Consider the following 16195-nt stretch of genomic DNA (forward strand, 5'->3'; position numbering starts at 1 on the left):
ATGTAAGGTGAACTATTAGAAGAGCATGAAGAAATGTTTGTAAGGTGACAACTAGTTCAAGCATATCATGATCGGCAAAAATGAGTATTATGCAACGATTCATAAGAGGCTCAAGTTTAAAAGTTTGAGTCTCTTATTATTTCTTTCTTTCACGAAAAAATGGCATCGTTTTTTATTTAAATGTTTTGTATCCGTTTCTTCGATCCTACAAGCTTCGTCAGTGTTACGGCTAGCAACCACATAGATTTTTGCTGCATCATAACGGTTGCCCATAGAACAGCTGTCCACTTCACAAACAACATCTGAAATTATCAAAAATACCTCCTTTACACCTTTTAACAAATTGTAAACTTTGATATTAATGAGTTGCAGTTTTTATCCATTTTTTGTGTTGTTTCTACATAGGGGCATTTAGATGCCGCAATCCGAATAATATTTAACTACATAAATTAAATTTTGTACCTTAATTAACAAAATATATTTCAAAAGCAGTGGTCCACTTATCCAGAAAAAAGAACAAAAGGCAAGGGTGAAAACATGAAAGCAGTGATAAATGCTGATCGATGTTATCGGCAAGTAGAAGAACAAGCGCGACATTATTTTCAACTGCTGAACGAGCAGGTTGCAGAAAAGAAATATATCCCAAGACTAATTGATGATTTTCAAAAGTGGAAAGTCGATCATATCCATCATCCTTCCTTTTTTTCATTTTTTTCTTCCAAACATAAAAAGCCGAGTTCCAAAGAAACAGTACATTATATTAAATGGCTGAACTATACAAATAAACTAGAGGACTATTTAAAGCGAAGTATTTCCTATATTTATTTACGTGATTTAGGCAAAATACTCAATGATCGTGAAACACAGTCAAAAATTAATCGTGATGTCGGTGATCTAAAAAATACGCTTATGGATTCAACAAAAAATGAGGAAAAGGAATTATTTAGCTTAGATTGGATGATTAAAACGGGGAAAGATGAACATATTCTTCTAACGGTGGATTGGCTACTTAATAAGTTGTATACGGTGTCCGCGAATATTCCTAAAGAACTGGATGCCGTGAATGCGCAGCGGAAACTCATTAAAATTATCGCAGGTGTCTTGCTCCATACAATAGATGGATTTCATGATGGAACCTCTGCAAGTGAGCGGAAGGAGAAGCTCGATAAGGCTATCAGGTTAGGCTACTGTTATGGGTTAACCTATCCCTTTATAGATGATCTACTCGATTCCGATTTATTATCAATACGAGAAAAGGAACAATATGCCCAGTTAATCCGTACTTCACTCTTAACCGGTACTGTTCCACCTCTAGGGAAAGATTGGCGGGAGAAAACTCGCCAAATACTGGAATATATTCATGCAGAACTGAAAGAAGCATTTGAATTTATTCAAGCACAACAGGCATCCGCTAAGTTTTTTGAGCAAGCCTTTGTCTTCTTCCATTCTCAAGAATTAGACAGGCAAAAGGAGCTATCCAATAGTACGTATACAAATGAGGAACTTTATGTTCCGATTATCCTGAAATCTTCATCCTCCAGATTGGTTGCTCGTGCTGTTATACAAACAACCGACGATGGGTTTGAGCAACGAACATTTTTGTATGGTATTTACAATCAATTGGCAGATGATTTTGCGGACATGTTTGAAGATCTAAAAGCGGGTGCTGTTACGCCGTATACGTATTTTATAAAGCATCGGCATCACCGAAACGATTTGATTAACCCTTTTGAAATGTACTGGGCGGTGATATCAAATTTAATTCATAATGTCTATCATTCGGATAACCTAACTCGTGAGGTGATTTTGAATAGAGCCATTAATGGGTTGAAGCGGTTTAAAGAAAAGCATGGTAGGAAGAAGTATGATGAGGTGATGAAGCAATTTGCTTCCGGCTTCCACCAATTTAATACTTTCTTGCAAAAAATGGTGGATAAGGGCGACGATGTAGATTTCTTTGATAAGCTTTTGCGTGATCATATGATCAATCATTTAAAGAGGCAGCGTGAAGAAAAAGAAGAGTTTAAAGAAAAATTACAAAGTGTAAAAGAAAGAGTAAATCAAGCTCTGTTTATTTCTTCTGCCGACGAACCGATGTTAGAAGATCCTGTTCTGGAGGCGGCTAATTATAGTTTAATGGGCGAAGGGAAACGATTAAGACCAATTATGGCATGGTTTGTAGGCGTTGAGATGTATGGCTTAAAAGAAGAGAGTCTCGTTCCGCTTTTCAGGTCGTTGGAGTATATGCATACAGCTTCCTTGCTTTTCGATGACTTACCTTCCCAAGATAATGCTTCCTATAGGCGGGGCCGTCCAACAATCCATGAAATATACAATGTCGCCATTGCGGAATTGACAGGTTTGTTCCTCACCCAAAAGGCGATTGAACAACAGACCTGCCTGGAACAATATGATACAAAAACCGTTCTTGAGTTAATCAGATACTCTGCCCAAGTAACGGCAAATATCTGCAAAGGGCAAGCCATGGATTTGGACTCGAAAGAGAAAATGCTATCAAAAGATGAGCTTGAAACGATGTGTTTTTATAAGACAGCTTTAGGTTTTGAAGCTGCTTTCGTGATGCCCGCAATTCTAGCAAAAGCAGACGAAAGAGAAAAAGATGCATTAAAGAAATTCGCACATCATGCTGGAATTGCCTTTCAAATAAAGGATGATTTGCTCGACAGTGAAGGGAATTTTGAAAATCTAGGAAAACCCGCTGGATTAGACAAGGAAAATCATACTTCAACTTTCGTAACAGTCTTGGGGATAGAAGGGGCTAAAGTAGAATTATGGGAACACTATTGTTTAGCGATGGAAGTATTGGAAACTATGCCTGGAAATGCGTCTTTCCTGAAGTTGTTTTTGAACAAGATTGTTCATCGCGACCGGTAAATAAATGTCCCAAAGGTTTGTATTGCTCACCTTGGGACATTTTTATAGAGGAATTAGTTTGATTTCCTTTTGGTTATAGGAACGCTTGGTCAACCCGACTTGTTTGGGTCAAGCTGTGTTTTACGAATGGTATTATGATTTTTGCCATAAAAGTTAACAAGGATAACGCTGGATATGGCAATCAGTCCTCCAATAATTGAAATGGAATTTGGAAGTTCGCTTAACCAGACCCATGCAACAATTATGGCGATTACCGGTTCCAGGTAAAGTACTGTTGAAATGGAACTGGCATTGCTTTGAGATAGTGCAAGAGCCCAAGTCAAATAGGCGATGGCTGTCGGGAACACGCCAATATATATTGCGGTTATATTTACTTCGACCGGTACACTTTGGATGGCTTCCAATAAACCAGGTGCGAAAATAAGAAAAGGTATTGTACCAATCCATGTAAAATATGCCGTCAACTCGATGGCCGAATATTTTTTAAACAGAGGCTTTTGATAAACAAAAAAGATGGATGTTGCAATGGCAGCCAAAATTGTTAAGAACACCCCGGGTGCGATGCCGAACGATGTATTGCCTGAACCGATTGCAATTAACGAAATGCCCGAAAATCCAAAGGCTAGTCCAATCCAGCCAACTTTGCTCAGGCGTTCTTTTAACACGAGGATGGCAAAGATTGTTGTGAAAATAGGACCCGAACCAATCAACATCCCGGACGTACCGGCACTGATTGTCAATTGTCCAAAGGTAGCACAAATATGATAGCCGTTAATCCCGATAATTCCCAATAAAACAATTTTCCAAATATCTTCCTTCTCCGGTAAACGGAATTTCATGCTCGGGATGAGGGCGATACCGGCGAAAATGATTGAAGCTACAACAAACCGAAACAGCAGTAAATATCCTGCCGAAAAGCCACCCTGCAGACTGAAGCTATTTGCCGCAAAGGTAGAACCCCAGATGAGAACGGTAAGGAGCCCTAATAATAATGCTTTTGTATTCAAAAGTGCCCACCAATCTTTCTATTAGAATCAATAGAGACTATCTTCTCATGATAATAGACTGATTAGCAAGAACAAATTTATACGTGCCATATACAAAAAAAGCCCCTCCTGCAAGATTGCAAGATAGGGGGAAGTGGGATTAGAAAAATTTTTTCTGGCCTTGTTCGTCTTTCAAAATTTCCACAGCTTCTCTAAAACGCAGGGAATGAACAATTTCCCTTTCGCGCAAGAATTTCAAACCATCATTCAAATCTGGGTCATCTGATATGTCGATAATCCATTGATAAGTTGCGCGGGCTTTTTCCTCTGCAGCGATATCCTCATAAAGGTCCGCTATCGGATCTCCTTTTGCCTGGATGTATGATGCGGTCCATGGAACACCGGCAGCATTATGATAGAATAGCGCTCTATCATGATTTACATAGTGATCCCCTAGACCAGCAGCCACCATTTGTTCCGGGGTGGCATCTTTTGTGAGCTTATAAATCATTGTAGCAATCATTTCAAGATGGGAAAATTCCTCCATAGCAATATCATTCAGGAGACCAATCACCTTATCCGGAATTGTATAGCGTTGATTCATGTACCGGAGGGCAGCTGCCAACTCTCCATCAGCCCCTCCGTACTGTTCAATTAAAAACTTCGCAAGCATCGGGTTGCATGTACTGACCCTGACAGGATATTGCAGTTTCTTTTCATAGTAAAACATTCGTACTTCCTCCCCTCACAATACTCACTTATTAGATACTGGCGGGCGAGCCCGCTTCACTTTTCTGATTGTCCAGTTGCGCGGGCTAGCCGCTCGGAAACTTCAACTTCCTTCGCGTGTGCAAGCACACTTGTCGGAAGTCTCCAGTTTCTTTCGCGGCTGGACGAGCCCGCTCCACTTTTCTGATTGTCTAGTTGCGTGGGCTAGCTCCTCGACAACTTCGGTGCTGGCTTCAAGGGCAAAAAGCGCCCTTGCTGCCAGCCCCTCCAGTTGTTGTCGGAGCTGGACGAGCCCGCTCCACTTTTATGATTGTCTAGTTGCGCGGGCTAGCCGCTCGGAAACTTCAACTTCCTTCGCGTGTGCAAGCACACTTGTCGGAAGTCTCCAGTTTCTTTCGCGGCTGGACGAGCCCGCTTCACTTTTATGATTGTCTAGTTGCACGGGCTAGCTCCTCGACAACTTCGGTGCTGGCTTCAAGGGCAAAAAGCACCCTTGCTGCCAGCCCCTCCAGTTGTTGTCGGAGCTTAGCGAGCCCGCTCCACTTTTCTATACTTGCCATGGCCATGGGGAGTCGTCGATATTCCAAGGGTAATTTGAGTAACTTCTGCCAAAGTTCATCAGTGGGTGAAATTTCTTTTCAAATTCTACTTTTAGTTGCATGCTCATTTGTGCAGTTTCATTGAATTGCTGAATGGCATCAAAGTCGTTTGGATGGGTATCTAAATAGAGGTTTAGTTCCACTAATACGAAGTCCAGAGCTTGGATTTCTTCCAGACATTGATAATACTCCGGCGGCATTTTTTTAGCCATGCGGTTTCCCTCCTTTGTGTGGATCTGGGTAAGGGCTATATAGTTGCGGCCAAAGTGTACCGGACATTAGTGCTTCATGAGGAGTGAATTGTTGAAGACCTGGTGGCTGAAAATTCATGTACAGTTGCGGAGGGGTATTGTAACTTTTGACGCGTATTGGTTTGCATGGATCAAATGGACCGACGAAAGGTTTCCAATACTTATACTGAGAAAACATAAAATCCTCCTTTCATTTTGACAGATCACTAACCTATCTGCACCATATACAACCAAGACTGATTGTCAAATGAATGCTAAACAATTAGCCTAGTTTCTAACAACCCATGTATATGAACTCCCCAATCAAAATATTCATAAAAACCGATGGGCATAAAATAAGGATATCTAACTGCCAAGGACTCCTCATTCATTGATTTGTTTTTAAGGATGTATGGTTTCCTGGATGGAAATCACCCAATTTACTGACAGTCATCAAAAAAATATTAAAAAAGTATTCGGTATCATTAAGTCATTCGCTTCATACATTGATAAAAACTCACCCTGAATGGAGGTAATTACTATCGATATATTAAACAGGGTTAGGCGCTACAAAGAAGAAGAGGATAGCTTGAAATGGGAAGGTACATTCGCCGAATACTTAGCGTTGGTTAAGGAAAGACCGCAAGTCGCTCAAACAGCCCATTCCCGTGTGTACAATATGATTAAAAGTGCTGGAGTAGAAGAAAGAGATGGCAAGAAGATGTTCCAGTTTTTTGGAGAACAAATTTTTGGCCTTGAAACCGCATTGGAAAGACTGGTGGAGGAGTATTTCCATCCGGCAGCCAGAAGGTTGGACGTACGTAAACGCATTCTCTTATTAATGGGGCCTGTTAGTGGTGGTAAATCTACCATTGTTACACTTCTCAAACGGGGATTGGAGCAGTATTCCCGGACTGACGAAGGGGCGGTATATGCAATAAAAGGCTGTCCGATGCATGAAGACCCGCTTCATCTAATACCTCAGCATCTTAGGGAAGACTTCTATAAGGAATATGGAATTCGTATAGAAGGAAGCCTATCTCCATTAAATACAATGCGTCTTGAACAAGAATATGGCGGTCATATTGAAGACGTCATCATTGAACGAATCTTTTTCTCGGAAGATAGACGGGTTGGTATTGGGACCTTTACCCCTTCAGATCCGAAATCGCAGGACATTGCGGATTTAACAGGAAGCATTGATTTTTCCACAATTGCGGAGTTCGGTTCGGAATCGGACCCAAGAGCGTATCGCTTTGATGGGGAGTTGAATAAAGCAAATCGGGGAATGATGGAATTCCAGGAAATGTTGAAGCTGGATGAAAAGTTTTTATGGCATTTATTATCCTTAACGCAAGAAGGAAACTTCAAAGCTGGTCGTTTTGCGCTTATCAGTGCAGACGAGCTCATTGTCGCCCATACAAATGAAACTGAGTATCGAACGTTTATTTCGAACAAAAAGAATGAAGCGTTGCACTCCCGAATTATCGTGATGCCGATTCCTTATAACTTGAAGGTAAGCGAGGAAGAGCGCATTTACGCTAAAATGATACGTGAAAGTGATATGGCGCATGTTCACATCGCCCCACACGCACTTCGGGCAGCGGCCATCTTCTCCGTCTTAACAAGGTTGGAAATACCAAAAAAACAAGGCATTGACCTAGTGAAGAAAATGCGTCTTTATGATGGGGAAAGTGTGGAAGGATTCAATTCGGTAGACGTTGAGGAATTGAAAAAAGAATATCCAAATGAAGGCATGAATGGCATTGACCCCCGTTATGTCATTAACCGGATTTCCTCTGCCATTATTCGTAAGGAAGTCCCTTCAATAAACGCCTTGGACGTTTTACGCTCATTAAAAGAGGGGCTCGATCAACACGCGTCGATTTCGGATGAAGATAAAGAAAAATATATGAATTATATTGCAATCGCAAGAAGAGAATACGATGAAATCGCGAAAAATGAAGTACAAAAAGCGTTCGTCTACTCATATGAAGAGTCTGCAAAACATCTCATGAACAACTATCTAGATAACGTGGAAGCTTTCTGCAATAAAAACAAGCTTCGTGACCCGATTACGGGAGAAGAAATGAATCCGGATGAAAAACTGATGCGCTCGATTGAAGAGCAAATTGGCATTTCAGAAAATGCTAAACGGGCATTCCGTGAAGAAATTTTAATCAGACTTTCTGCTTTTGCCCGTAAAGGCAAGAGGTTCGATTATAATTCCCACGAAAGATTAAGAGAAGCCATTCAGAAAAAATTGTTTGCCGATTTAAAAGACGTGGTGAAAATAACGACTTCTTCCAAAACACCGGACGAATCGCAGCTTAAGAAGATTAATGAAGTAGTTGCAAGATTGATTGATGAGCACGGGTATGACTCCAACTCAGCCAATGAGCTATTAAGATATGTAGGAAGTTTGCTAAATAGATAGTTAATAGAAGGAATATATTGTTAGGAGTGTCCATAAAATTTAGGACACTCATTTTTTTATCTTCATACCGCAAATGGTAATACAAGAGATAATTATCGGAGTGTTAGAATATTTTGTATTAAATGGGGATTTTGTTGAATAAAGCAGTGCAATTTGTCAGAAAATTCGCATATTATAAGAAAAGTGATTTTCTACTTTTGAAAAATGAAACTTTAATAAAGATGGGTGAGGATAACATGAGTGAAAATCAGAATCGAAACTTTGTCGTCTCTCAGGAAAACTGGTCACTCCATCGTAAAGGGTACCAAGATCAACTACGGCATATGGATAAAGTAAAAGATGCGATTAAAAACAATTTACCAGACTTAATAAGTGAAGAAAGTATAATTATGTCTAATGGAAAAGAGGTTATCAAAATACCGATCCGTTCATTAGATGAGTATAAAATCCGTTATAACTATGGAAAGTCAAAACATGTTGGTCAAGGACAAGGCGATAGCCAAATTGGGGATGTTGTTGCCCGTGATGGAAAACCGGGGAATCAAGGAGCACAAGGTCAAGGCAAAAAAGCCGGTGATCAGCCCGGTCAAGATTATTATGAAGCAGAAGTCAGCCTGGAAGATGTTCAAAAAATGTTATTCAAAGAATTGGAGCTTCCGAATCTGCAAAGAAAAGAAACAGCAGATATTTCAACAGAAAAGATAGAGTTCAATGATATTCGAAAAAAAGGTCTAATGGGAAATATCGACAAGAAGAAAACAATTCTGACAGCCATCAAGAGAAATGCGATGAAGGGTAAGGCTGAAATTGCCCCGATTTCCAACGATGACTTACGTTTTAAAACTTGGGATGAGGTAACGAAGCCTGAAACAAAGGCTGTCGTGCTTGCCATGATGGATACGAGTGGTTCTATGGGGAATTTTGAGAAGTTTTGTGCAAGGAGCTTTTTCTTTTGGATGACCCGTTTTTTACGTACAAAGTACAAAACCGTTGAAATTGAATTTATTGCGCACCATACAGAAGCAAAGGTTGTGACAGAGGAAGAGTTCTTTACCAAGGGGGAAAGTGGGGGGACGATTTGCTCTTCAGCCTACTCGAAGGCTTTGGAATTGATTGAGCAAAAGTATAGCCCTGTTCGTTATAATATTTACCCTGTGCATTTCTCGGATGGCGAAAATTTTTCAACCGACAATGAGAAATGTTTAAGGTTGGTAAATGAGTTAATAGAGCTATCCAGTATGTTTGGCTATGGCGAGGTCAATCCAAACAACCGCTATTCCTCATTGATGTCGACCTTTAAAAAAATTGATAATCCAAAATTCCGTCATTATGTGTTACGTCAGAAAAAAGATGTATATGATACATTGAAAAACTTTTTCCAGAAGCAGGAGACGACTGTTTAACAAAAAGTATTCATAGAAATAAGTGAAAGAAATTCACTTTTTGGTGAAAATCGTGTTTTTTTATTGGGGGAGATAAGGTGGAAAAAGAGCTGCATAAAGCAATTGAAGATATAACTGATGTTGCCATAGGTTTTGGCCTCGATTTCTTTCCAATGCATTATGAAATTTGTCCGGCAGAAATAATCTATACAATCGGTGCATATGGAATGCCGACGCGTTTTTCACATTGGAGCTTCGGAAAACAGTTTCATAAAATGAAGTTGCAATATGATCTTGGTTTGAGCCAAATCTATGAATTAGTCATTAACTCCAATCCTTGTTACGCATTTTTATTGGATACGAATACGTTGACCCAAAATAAACTGATTATCGCGCATGTATTGGCGCACTGCGATTTTTTCAAAAACAATGTTCGTTTCTCCAATACAAGGCGAGACATGGTGGAAAGCATGACCGCTACTGCAGATCGGATCGCGAGCTATGAGCGGCTTTATGGGAAAGAGGAAGTTGAACAATTTTTGGATGCAATCTTGGCGATACAGGAACATATCGATCCTTCTATTATGAGGCCAAATTTATTGCAATATGAAGATGAGCTCGATGAAGATGAAATCATCGTTGCAAAATCACCGTATGATGATTTATGGGATTTAGATAAAAAAGAGGAGCCGAAGCTACAAATTCGATATAAGAAAAAGAAATTCCCTCCAAAGCCTGAAAAGGATTTGCTTCTGTTTATAGAAATGCACAGTCGAGAGCTTGAAGAATGGCAGCGCGATATTTTAACGATGATGAGAGAAGAGATGCTGTATTTCTGGCCGCAATTGGAAACAAAGATTATGAATGAGGGTTGGGCGTCTTATTGGCATCAAAGAATAATGAGGGAACTAAATTTAACGACCGATGAAACAATTGAGTATGCAAAATTGAATGCTGGTGTTGTCCAACCATCCAAAACATCCATTAACCCATACTACTTAGGATTGAAAATCTTTGAAGATATCGAAAGACGCTACGACAACCCGACAGAAGAAATGATGAATATGGGTGTAAAACCTGGTTCTGGACGGGAAAAAATCTTTGAAGTTCGTGAAATTGAATCGGATATCTCCTTTATTCGAAATTACTTAACAAAAGAGCTTGTGGAGCAAGAAGATATGTATCTGTTCGAAAAGAAGGGGACAGATTACAAGATTACCGACAAGGATTATCGCAATGTCCGGGACCAGCTTGTTTCCATGAGAGTGAATGGTGGATTCCCATATATTGTTGTAGACAATGGGGACTATTTAAGGAATGGTGAGTTGTATTTAAAACATGGTTTTGAAGGTATGGAGTTAGATCCGCATTACTTGGAGCATGTATTGCCTTACATTTACCAATTGTGGGGTCGCCCGATCCATATTGAAACATATGTAGAAAATAAACCAGTGCTCTATACGTACGATGGAAAACGGAATTATAGAAAGGCGTTATGATGGTCGATAATATTAAGATAATGCGCAAAAGCCCGTGAACATGTTGGTTCGCGGGCTTTTGCAATAAATTAGTATGGATCTGCTTCTTTTCCTTTTTCCACTGCTTCATCAACAGCTTTTGATGCATTTTGTGCGCCGAGTGGATGCGGGGTGAATTCTGAACCAAATTCTTCTTTAGTATCCATTGATTTAGCTTTTTCCGCAATGCCTTCACGCAAGCGACGGCCATATTCTTCATCGGCTTCTTCGGCTAGTGCAATCATTTTATCCTGGATATCTTTTGGGCAAATTACTAAATCATTTACCAAATTATTGATCAGTTCGTCTTTTTCCCATTGCTCGAAGTTACGGTACGTTTCACCGGCTTGTTTTGTATTGTCGTTACGGTCAATGGATTCACGGACCAAGTTCCCCTGAATTGATGGCGTATGCTCCACACCCGATTGCTCTGCTTCTTTTAAGCCGCCCATACTGGAAGGTTCGTAGTTAACATGTGGGTTTTGGCCGGGAGCTTTATCATTATAGAAGCGTAACTGGCCACCTTCTTGGTTTGTTGCCACACGTTTTTTGGCAGCATTGATTGGTAATTGCAGATAGTTGGCACCTACACGGTAACGTTGTGTATCTGAATAGGAGAATGTCCGGCCTTGCAGCATTTTATCATCAGAGAAGTCTAAACCATCGACTAGCACCCCTGTACCGAAAGCTGCTTGTTCCACTTCGTTAAAGTAGTTTTCGGGATTTTTATTCAATACCATGCGTCCCACAGGCAACCATGGAAATTGATCATTTGGCCATAGCTTCGTGTCATCCAGTGGATCAAAATCGAGTTCTGGATGAGGGCCATCCTCCATAATTTGGACAAATAACTCCCATTCAGGATAGTCGCCTCTTTCGATTGCTTCATATAAATCCTGTGTTGCATGGTTGAAGTTCTTGCCCTGGATCTCCTCCGCTTCTTTGACGGTTAGATTTTTAATCCCTTGCTTCGGTTCCCAGTGGTATTTTACGAGAACAGCTTTTCCCTCCTCGTTAACCCATTTATAGGTATTAACTCCTGACCCCTGCATCATGCGGTAGTTTGCAGGAATTCCCCAAGGTGAGTATACGAAAGTCACCATATGGAATGTTTCAGGTGAATTCGCACAGAAATCAAAGAAGCGGCGCGAATCTTGTATATTTGTAACAGGATCTGGACGGAAAGCATGGATCATATCGGGAAACTTCATGGCATCACGGATAAAGAAGATTTTCAGATTGTTTCCGACTAAATCCCAGTTTCCGTCTTCGGTATAAAATTTCACCGCAAACCCACGAGGGTCTCGTAATGTCTCGGGAGAGCCCACTCCATGTACAACTGTCGAGAAACGAACGAATACAGGTGTTTGTTTTCCTTTTTCCTGGAACAATTTTGCACGCGTATATTTTGATGCAGGATCTGTACCAACAGTACCATAAGCTTCAAAGTATCCGTGAGCACCAGCACCGCGGGCATGTACAATTCGTTCCGGAACTTTTTCACGATCGAAATGACTGATTTTCTCTATAAAATCGTAATTCTCCAATGTTGCAGGTCCGCGGTTTCCTACAGTGCGGATATTTTGGTTATTTGTAATCGGATGGCCTTGTCGGTTCGTCAATGTTGCATCATCTTCATAGTTAGTTTGGTACTTTTCTTGGTTTGAAGGGTCTTTTTTCATGACTTTCATCCTTTCTATTCACTAACCGAATTGAACTGAGACTTATCCCTAATGAAGAAAAATTTAGAAATAATCGATACTATTATTCCCCAATTCATTTAAAAGTAAGCATGGGCAGGAATGAATTTTATGTTTAGCTATCGAACTTTGGTGATATTGATAGTTAGCTTCGAACAATTCATATCGGGGTGAAAATACCAATTTTTTAGGAGGTTGCCAATGTTTCGACATCAAAAAGAATTGCAATTTGAAGTGAAGGTGGAGCGTCCGGACGCACTATTAGCCAGACAAATTCAAGAGTTGCTAGGTGGGCAATTTGGAGAAATGAGCGTCATGATGCAGTATCTGTTCCAAGGCTTTAACTGCCGCGGTGAAGAGAAGTACAAGGATATGTTAATGGATATCGGAACAGAAGAAATCGGTCACGTTGAAATGCTATGTAACCTGATTAGCCAACTACTGGATGGCGTTTCACCGGCAGAACAAATTGAAGCGGCAAAAGATCCGATGACAGCTGCAATATTAGGTGGAACAAATCCACAACATCTTATTGTAAGCGGGTTGGGAGCAACACCGAAAGATTCGAATGGTGTGCCATGGAATGCCGGTTATATCGCTTCAAGTGGCAATTTACTAGCGGATTTCCGTGCCAATTTAAATGCTGAATCTCAAGGGCGCCTGCAAGTATCACGAGTATATGAAATGACAACAGACGAAGGGGTTCGCGATGTTCTGCGTAATATGATTGCTCGCGATCGCTACCACCAATATCAATGGATGGCAGCAATTGCCGAACTTGAAGAAAAGAACGGTGTTGCAGTACCAGGCTCGTTCCCTCCTGAAGCGGAAATGGATGCTCAGGTGCATGCATACGAATTTTGGGATTTATCAGAGGGCTCGCAATCGGCAGAGGGACTTTGGGCTAAAGGTTCCGCTCCTGATGGGACAGGAGACTTTATGTATCTTAAAGATCCTAAACCGCTTGGCCAAGTGCCAAATCCAAAACCTCCACATTTCTCGACACATAATGATATTAATATATAAGCAAAAATCAAAAGGGGAATCGCTGCATTTTACGTGCAACGATTCCCTTTTATTAGATCGCAATAATGATGGGAAGGATCATCGGTTTTTTCTTAGTTTTTTCAAACAAGTAAATACCCACTTCTTTTTTTATGGCTCTCTTCATCCCCATTATATTGGGGTCTTTGAATGGATCAACTGTTCTTTTTACGAGTTCATTTATGTCCTGTAACAAACTTTCTGAATCTCTTGCATAAACAAATCCTCTCGAAATACAATCGGGATCCGAGATTCGTTTGCCATCCTCTTTGCTAATTGTGACGACCACCACCAACATCCCTTCTTCGGAAAGGTGTTTACGATCTCGTAGTACAATTTCAACAATTTCATCATCCCCAACATTATCAACATAAGTATCCCCGGCAGGCACTTTTCTAGTTTGGCGGGCTTCCCCATCAGCAATATCCACGACATCGCCATTACGAATAATGAATGTATGATTGCGTTCAACACCAACTGCTTCCGCGAGTAAACGATGTATATGAAGCATCCGGTATTCGCCATGAATAGGGATAAAATATTTTGGCTTCATAAGTGTTAGCATAAGCTTCAAATCTTCTTGATACCCATGCCCCGAAACATGCATTCCCGTAGTGCTTGAAGAGCCATATATAACCTTTGCCCCCAGTTGGAAAAGATTATCAACTATTTTCGAAACGCCCTTTTCATTTCCGGGAATTGGGGAAGACGCAAATATCACCGTATCATCAGGTAATACCCGTACATCTCGGTTATTGTTTGTTGATAATTTCGATAGGGCGGCTAATGGCTCGCCTTGGCTGCCGGTACATAACACTACAACACGCTCAGGTGGGTATTGTTTTATATCACGTGCATCGATCAGCATCCAATCTGGAATTTCAACATAGCCTCGTTCTTTTGCGACTTTTACCACATTCACCATACTACGGCCCAATAAAGCTAATTTACGATTCGTTTTTATAGTCGCATGGACGATTTGTTGCACACGATTAACATTAGAAGCAAACGTGGAGATAATGATTTTTCCTGTAGCGTTCAAGAAGGCTTCCTCGATATGTGATCCAACTTTGCTTTCCGAAGGTGTCAAGCCAGGCCGTTCTGCGTTTGTACTTTCAGAAATTAAGGCAAGGACGCCTTCTTCGCCGATTTTCGCCATTTTGTGAATATCTGAATATTGGTCATTTATCGGTGTAAGGTCGAATTTGAAGTCACCGGTATGGACAACTTTTCCTTCCGGAGTATCAAATACAATTCCCAGACAGTCGGGAATACTATGACTTGTTCTGAAGAAGCTGGCTTTCATCTCGCCTAAATTCAACTTGGACTCTGAGTTGATTTCGATTAATGTAGATTCCCGCAAAATTTTATGTTCTTTAAGCTTTAATTCGATTAGACCAAGTGTAAACCTAGTGGCATATACTGGGATATTAAGCTTTTTAAGAAAGTAGGGTATCCCGCCGATATGATCTTCGTGGCCATGGGTTACTACCAGTCCGCGGATTTTATGTTTGTTTTCCTGCAAATAAGAAACATCAGGAATGATCAAATTAATTCCGAGCAGCGACTCATCTGCAAATTTTGCACCACAGTCAACGATTACTAAGTCGTTGCCATATTCAATAACATACATATTTTTGCCGATTTCATTTATACCACCTAAAGCAAAAATAGAAAGTGTACTTTTTCTATCAGACAAATTGACCCCTCTTTTCAACAACATTTACTAAATTACAGTATAGGTAGATGCAAGTTGAACTATACGAAAAGAATCCAAAGTATATTAAGTTCTGAAAATAACACTTTCTATCAGAAAAACTACTAAAATCGAGAATGAAAAGAGAAGTTCTCGAATAATAATATTTTATAACTAATAGAAAATAATTGTAAAAGGGGTGAGTAGGTTGTTCCAATTATTTTTATTGTTGTTAGAAGTGGTCTATCTTTTTTTAGCATTCAAGACAGGAAGTACTCTATATTTAATCGTTGCAATAGGATTAGGTGCTTGGTGGCTCTATGAGTTAAACAAAGACGCGAAAAAACGAAGCGAAGCTTTACTAAATGAAACGATTCAAAAAGTAGAACAGCACCCTCATACTCGCTATATTATATCTTCCGATTATTTAAGTGCATTAATGCTTGATGAAAACTCCAATACATTAAGAATACTAGAGAGAGAAGAGATAGATGAGGATTTTGATAAGAAAGAATATGATTTTGAGGAATTATATGAAACAGCTATAGTGGAAGATGGAAATAATGTTGCCTTGACATCGAAAGGTGGCGTGCATGGTTGGTCCCTCATCGACGGGGGGGCAAAAGTGGATGTTCATGTAAATGAAATCGAAGAGACTCAAGAGCAAAAAGAGAAGGCCAAAGAAGTTAAGAAATTAATACTTAAAATTGTAGTGGATGATTTGGCCGATCCAATACTGGAATATGTCTTTTTGGACAATGAGCAAGAAGTTCCGAAAGAACTGGATGAATACAAGGATATCTTTAAAGAATGTACAAAGTGGTATCAAAAAATAAGCGTTATCATTAAAAGGCACGAGCATGAACGGAAGATTCAGGAAGTACAAATAATTTAGCTTAGAGGTTACAAATAATTTACAATTATTTGTAACCTTATTTTATATAATAAATAGTGTGCATAATCGAGAGAATTAAGGGGGA

The 16195-nt window shown here is 40.1% G+C and carries 14 protein-coding genes; 6 read left to right on the top strand and 8 right to left on the bottom strand.

Going from position 1 to position 16195, the window contains the following annotated elements; all coding sequences use genetic code 11:
• Nucleotides 1-99 precede the first annotated feature (99 nt).
• Entirely contained in the window at nt 100-315 is a 216-nt protein-coding gene (locus tag CD33_RS20590; protein WP_036198868.1) for a hypothetical protein, read from the bottom strand.
• A 222-nt stretch (nt 316-537) separates the two neighbouring features.
• Here CD33_RS20590 and CD33_RS05560 point away from each other — a divergent pair, with 222 nt between their 5' ends.
• Nucleotides 538-2895 (top strand): polyprenyl synthetase family protein, encoded by a 2358-nt coding sequence (locus CD33_RS05560; RefSeq protein WP_036198869.1) that lies wholly within the window; start codon nt 538-540, stop codon nt 2893-2895.
• Between the two features lie 89 nt (nt 2896-2984).
• Here the strand turns inward: CD33_RS05560 and CD33_RS05565 are convergent, their stop codons facing one another.
• From CD33_RS05565 to CD33_RS05580, 5 genes are all read right to left on the bottom strand, one after another.
• Entirely contained in the window at nt 2985-3902 is a 918-nt protein-coding gene (locus tag CD33_RS05565; RefSeq protein WP_036198870.1) for a DMT family transporter, read from the bottom strand.
• Nucleotides 3903-4041: 139 nt separating this feature from the next.
• Nucleotides 4042-4611: a manganese catalase family protein gene (locus CD33_RS05570; protein ID WP_036198871.1), complete on the bottom strand. Its 570-nt coding sequence runs from the start codon at nt 4609-4611 to the stop codon at nt 4042-4044.
• A 303-nt stretch (nt 4612-4914) separates the two neighbouring features.
• Nucleotides 4915-5052 (bottom strand): hypothetical protein, encoded by a 138-nt coding sequence (locus CD33_RS20135; protein ID WP_156967296.1) that lies wholly within the window; start codon nt 5050-5052, stop codon nt 4915-4917.
• 105 nt (nt 5053-5157) lie between these two features.
• A complete protein-coding gene (locus tag CD33_RS05575) occupies nt 5158-5421 on the bottom strand; it encodes a spore coat protein CotJB (RefSeq protein WP_036198872.1) in 264 nt (87 codons plus the stop codon).
• Complete coding sequence (locus CD33_RS05580) at nt 5414-5638, bottom strand: spore coat associated protein CotJA (protein ID WP_036198873.1); 225 nt, start codon at nt 5636-5638, stop codon at nt 5414-5416. Before CD33_RS05580 ends, CD33_RS05575 begins: the two co-directional genes overlap by 8 nt.
• Nucleotides 5639-5965: 327 nt before the next feature.
• On the opposite strand from CD33_RS05580, the gene prkA reads away from it, so the two are divergent.
• The 3 genes from prkA (at nt 5966) to CD33_RS05595 (ending at nt 10757) form a co-directional block, all read left to right on the top strand.
• Nucleotides 5966-7876, top strand: a complete 1911-nt coding sequence (gene prkA, locus CD33_RS05585) for a PrkA family serine protein kinase (RefSeq protein WP_373906682.1) — start codon at nt 5966-5968, stop codon at nt 7874-7876.
• A 236-nt stretch (nt 7877-8112) separates the two neighbouring features.
• Nucleotides 8113-9279 carry a sporulation protein YhbH gene (gene yhbH / locus CD33_RS05590; RefSeq protein ID WP_036198945.1) on the top strand — a complete coding sequence of 389 codons (1167 nt, stop codon included), beginning with the start codon at nt 8113-8115 and terminating at the stop codon, nt 9277-9279.
• 77 nt (nt 9280-9356) lie between these two features.
• On the top strand, nt 9357-10757 hold the full coding sequence (locus CD33_RS05595) for a SpoVR family protein (protein ID WP_036198874.1): 1401 nt from the start codon (nt 9357-9359) through the stop codon (nt 10755-10757).
• A gap of 68 nt (nt 10758-10825) precedes the next feature.
• Here the strand turns inward: CD33_RS05595 and CD33_RS05600 are convergent, their stop codons facing one another.
• On the bottom strand, nt 10826-12457 hold the full coding sequence (locus CD33_RS05600; RefSeq protein WP_036198876.1) for a catalase: 1632 nt from the start codon (nt 12455-12457) through the stop codon (nt 10826-10828).
• A gap of 219 nt (nt 12458-12676) precedes the next feature.
• Between CD33_RS05600 and CD33_RS05605 the strand changes: the two genes are divergently transcribed.
• Nucleotides 12677-13501: a manganese catalase gene (locus tag CD33_RS05605; RefSeq protein WP_036198878.1), complete on the top strand. Its 825-nt coding sequence runs from the start codon at nt 12677-12679 to the stop codon at nt 13499-13501.
• A 52-nt stretch (nt 13502-13553) separates the two neighbouring features.
• Here the strand turns inward: CD33_RS05605 and CD33_RS05610 are convergent, their stop codons facing one another.
• Nucleotides 13554-15218, bottom strand: coding sequence for a ribonuclease J (locus CD33_RS05610; RefSeq protein ID WP_036198879.1), 1665 nt, complete (start codon nt 15216-15218; stop codon nt 13554-13556).
• 205 nt (nt 15219-15423) lie between these two features.
• Between CD33_RS05610 and CD33_RS05615 the strand changes: the two genes are divergently transcribed.
• Entirely contained in the window at nt 15424-16110 is a 687-nt protein-coding gene (locus CD33_RS05615; RefSeq protein WP_052130031.1) for a hypothetical protein, read from the top strand.
• Nucleotides 16111-16195: the final 85 nt, after the last annotated feature.

It is taken from the genome of Ureibacillus sinduriensis BLB-1 = JCM 15800 (assembly GCF_000772955.1).
Taxonomy (GTDB): domain Bacteria; phylum Bacillota; class Bacilli; order Bacillales_A; family Planococcaceae; genus Ureibacillus; species Ureibacillus sinduriensis.

Coding starts and splice junctions, on each gene's coding strand:
- CD33_RS05560 (WP_036198869.1), top strand. CDS start 538: ATGAAAGCAGTGATAAATGCTGATCGATGTTATCGGCAAGTAGAAGAA.
- CD33_RS05570 (WP_036198871.1), bottom strand. CDS start 4,611: ATGTTTTACTATGAAAAGAAACTGCAATATCCTGTCAGGGTCAGTACA.
- CD33_RS05575 (WP_036198872.1), bottom strand. CDS start 5,421: ATGGCTAAAAAAATGCCGCCGGAGTATTATCAATGTCTGGAAGAAATC.
- CD33_RS05580 (WP_036198873.1), bottom strand. CDS start 5,638: ATGTTTTCTCAGTATAAGTATTGGAAACCTTTCGTCGGTCCATTTGAT.
- prkA (WP_373906682.1), top strand. CDS start 5,966: ATGGAGGTAATTACTATCGATATATTAAACAGGGTTAGGCGCTACAAA.
- yhbH (WP_036198945.1), top strand. CDS start 8,113: ATGAGTGAAAATCAGAATCGAAACTTTGTCGTCTCTCAGGAAAACTGG.
- CD33_RS05600 (WP_036198876.1), bottom strand. CDS start 12,457: ATGAAAAAAGACCCTTCAAACCAAGAAAAGTACCAAACTAACTATGAA.
- CD33_RS05605 (WP_036198878.1), top strand. CDS start 12,677: ATGTTTCGACATCAAAAAGAATTGCAATTTGAAGTGAAGGTGGAGCGT.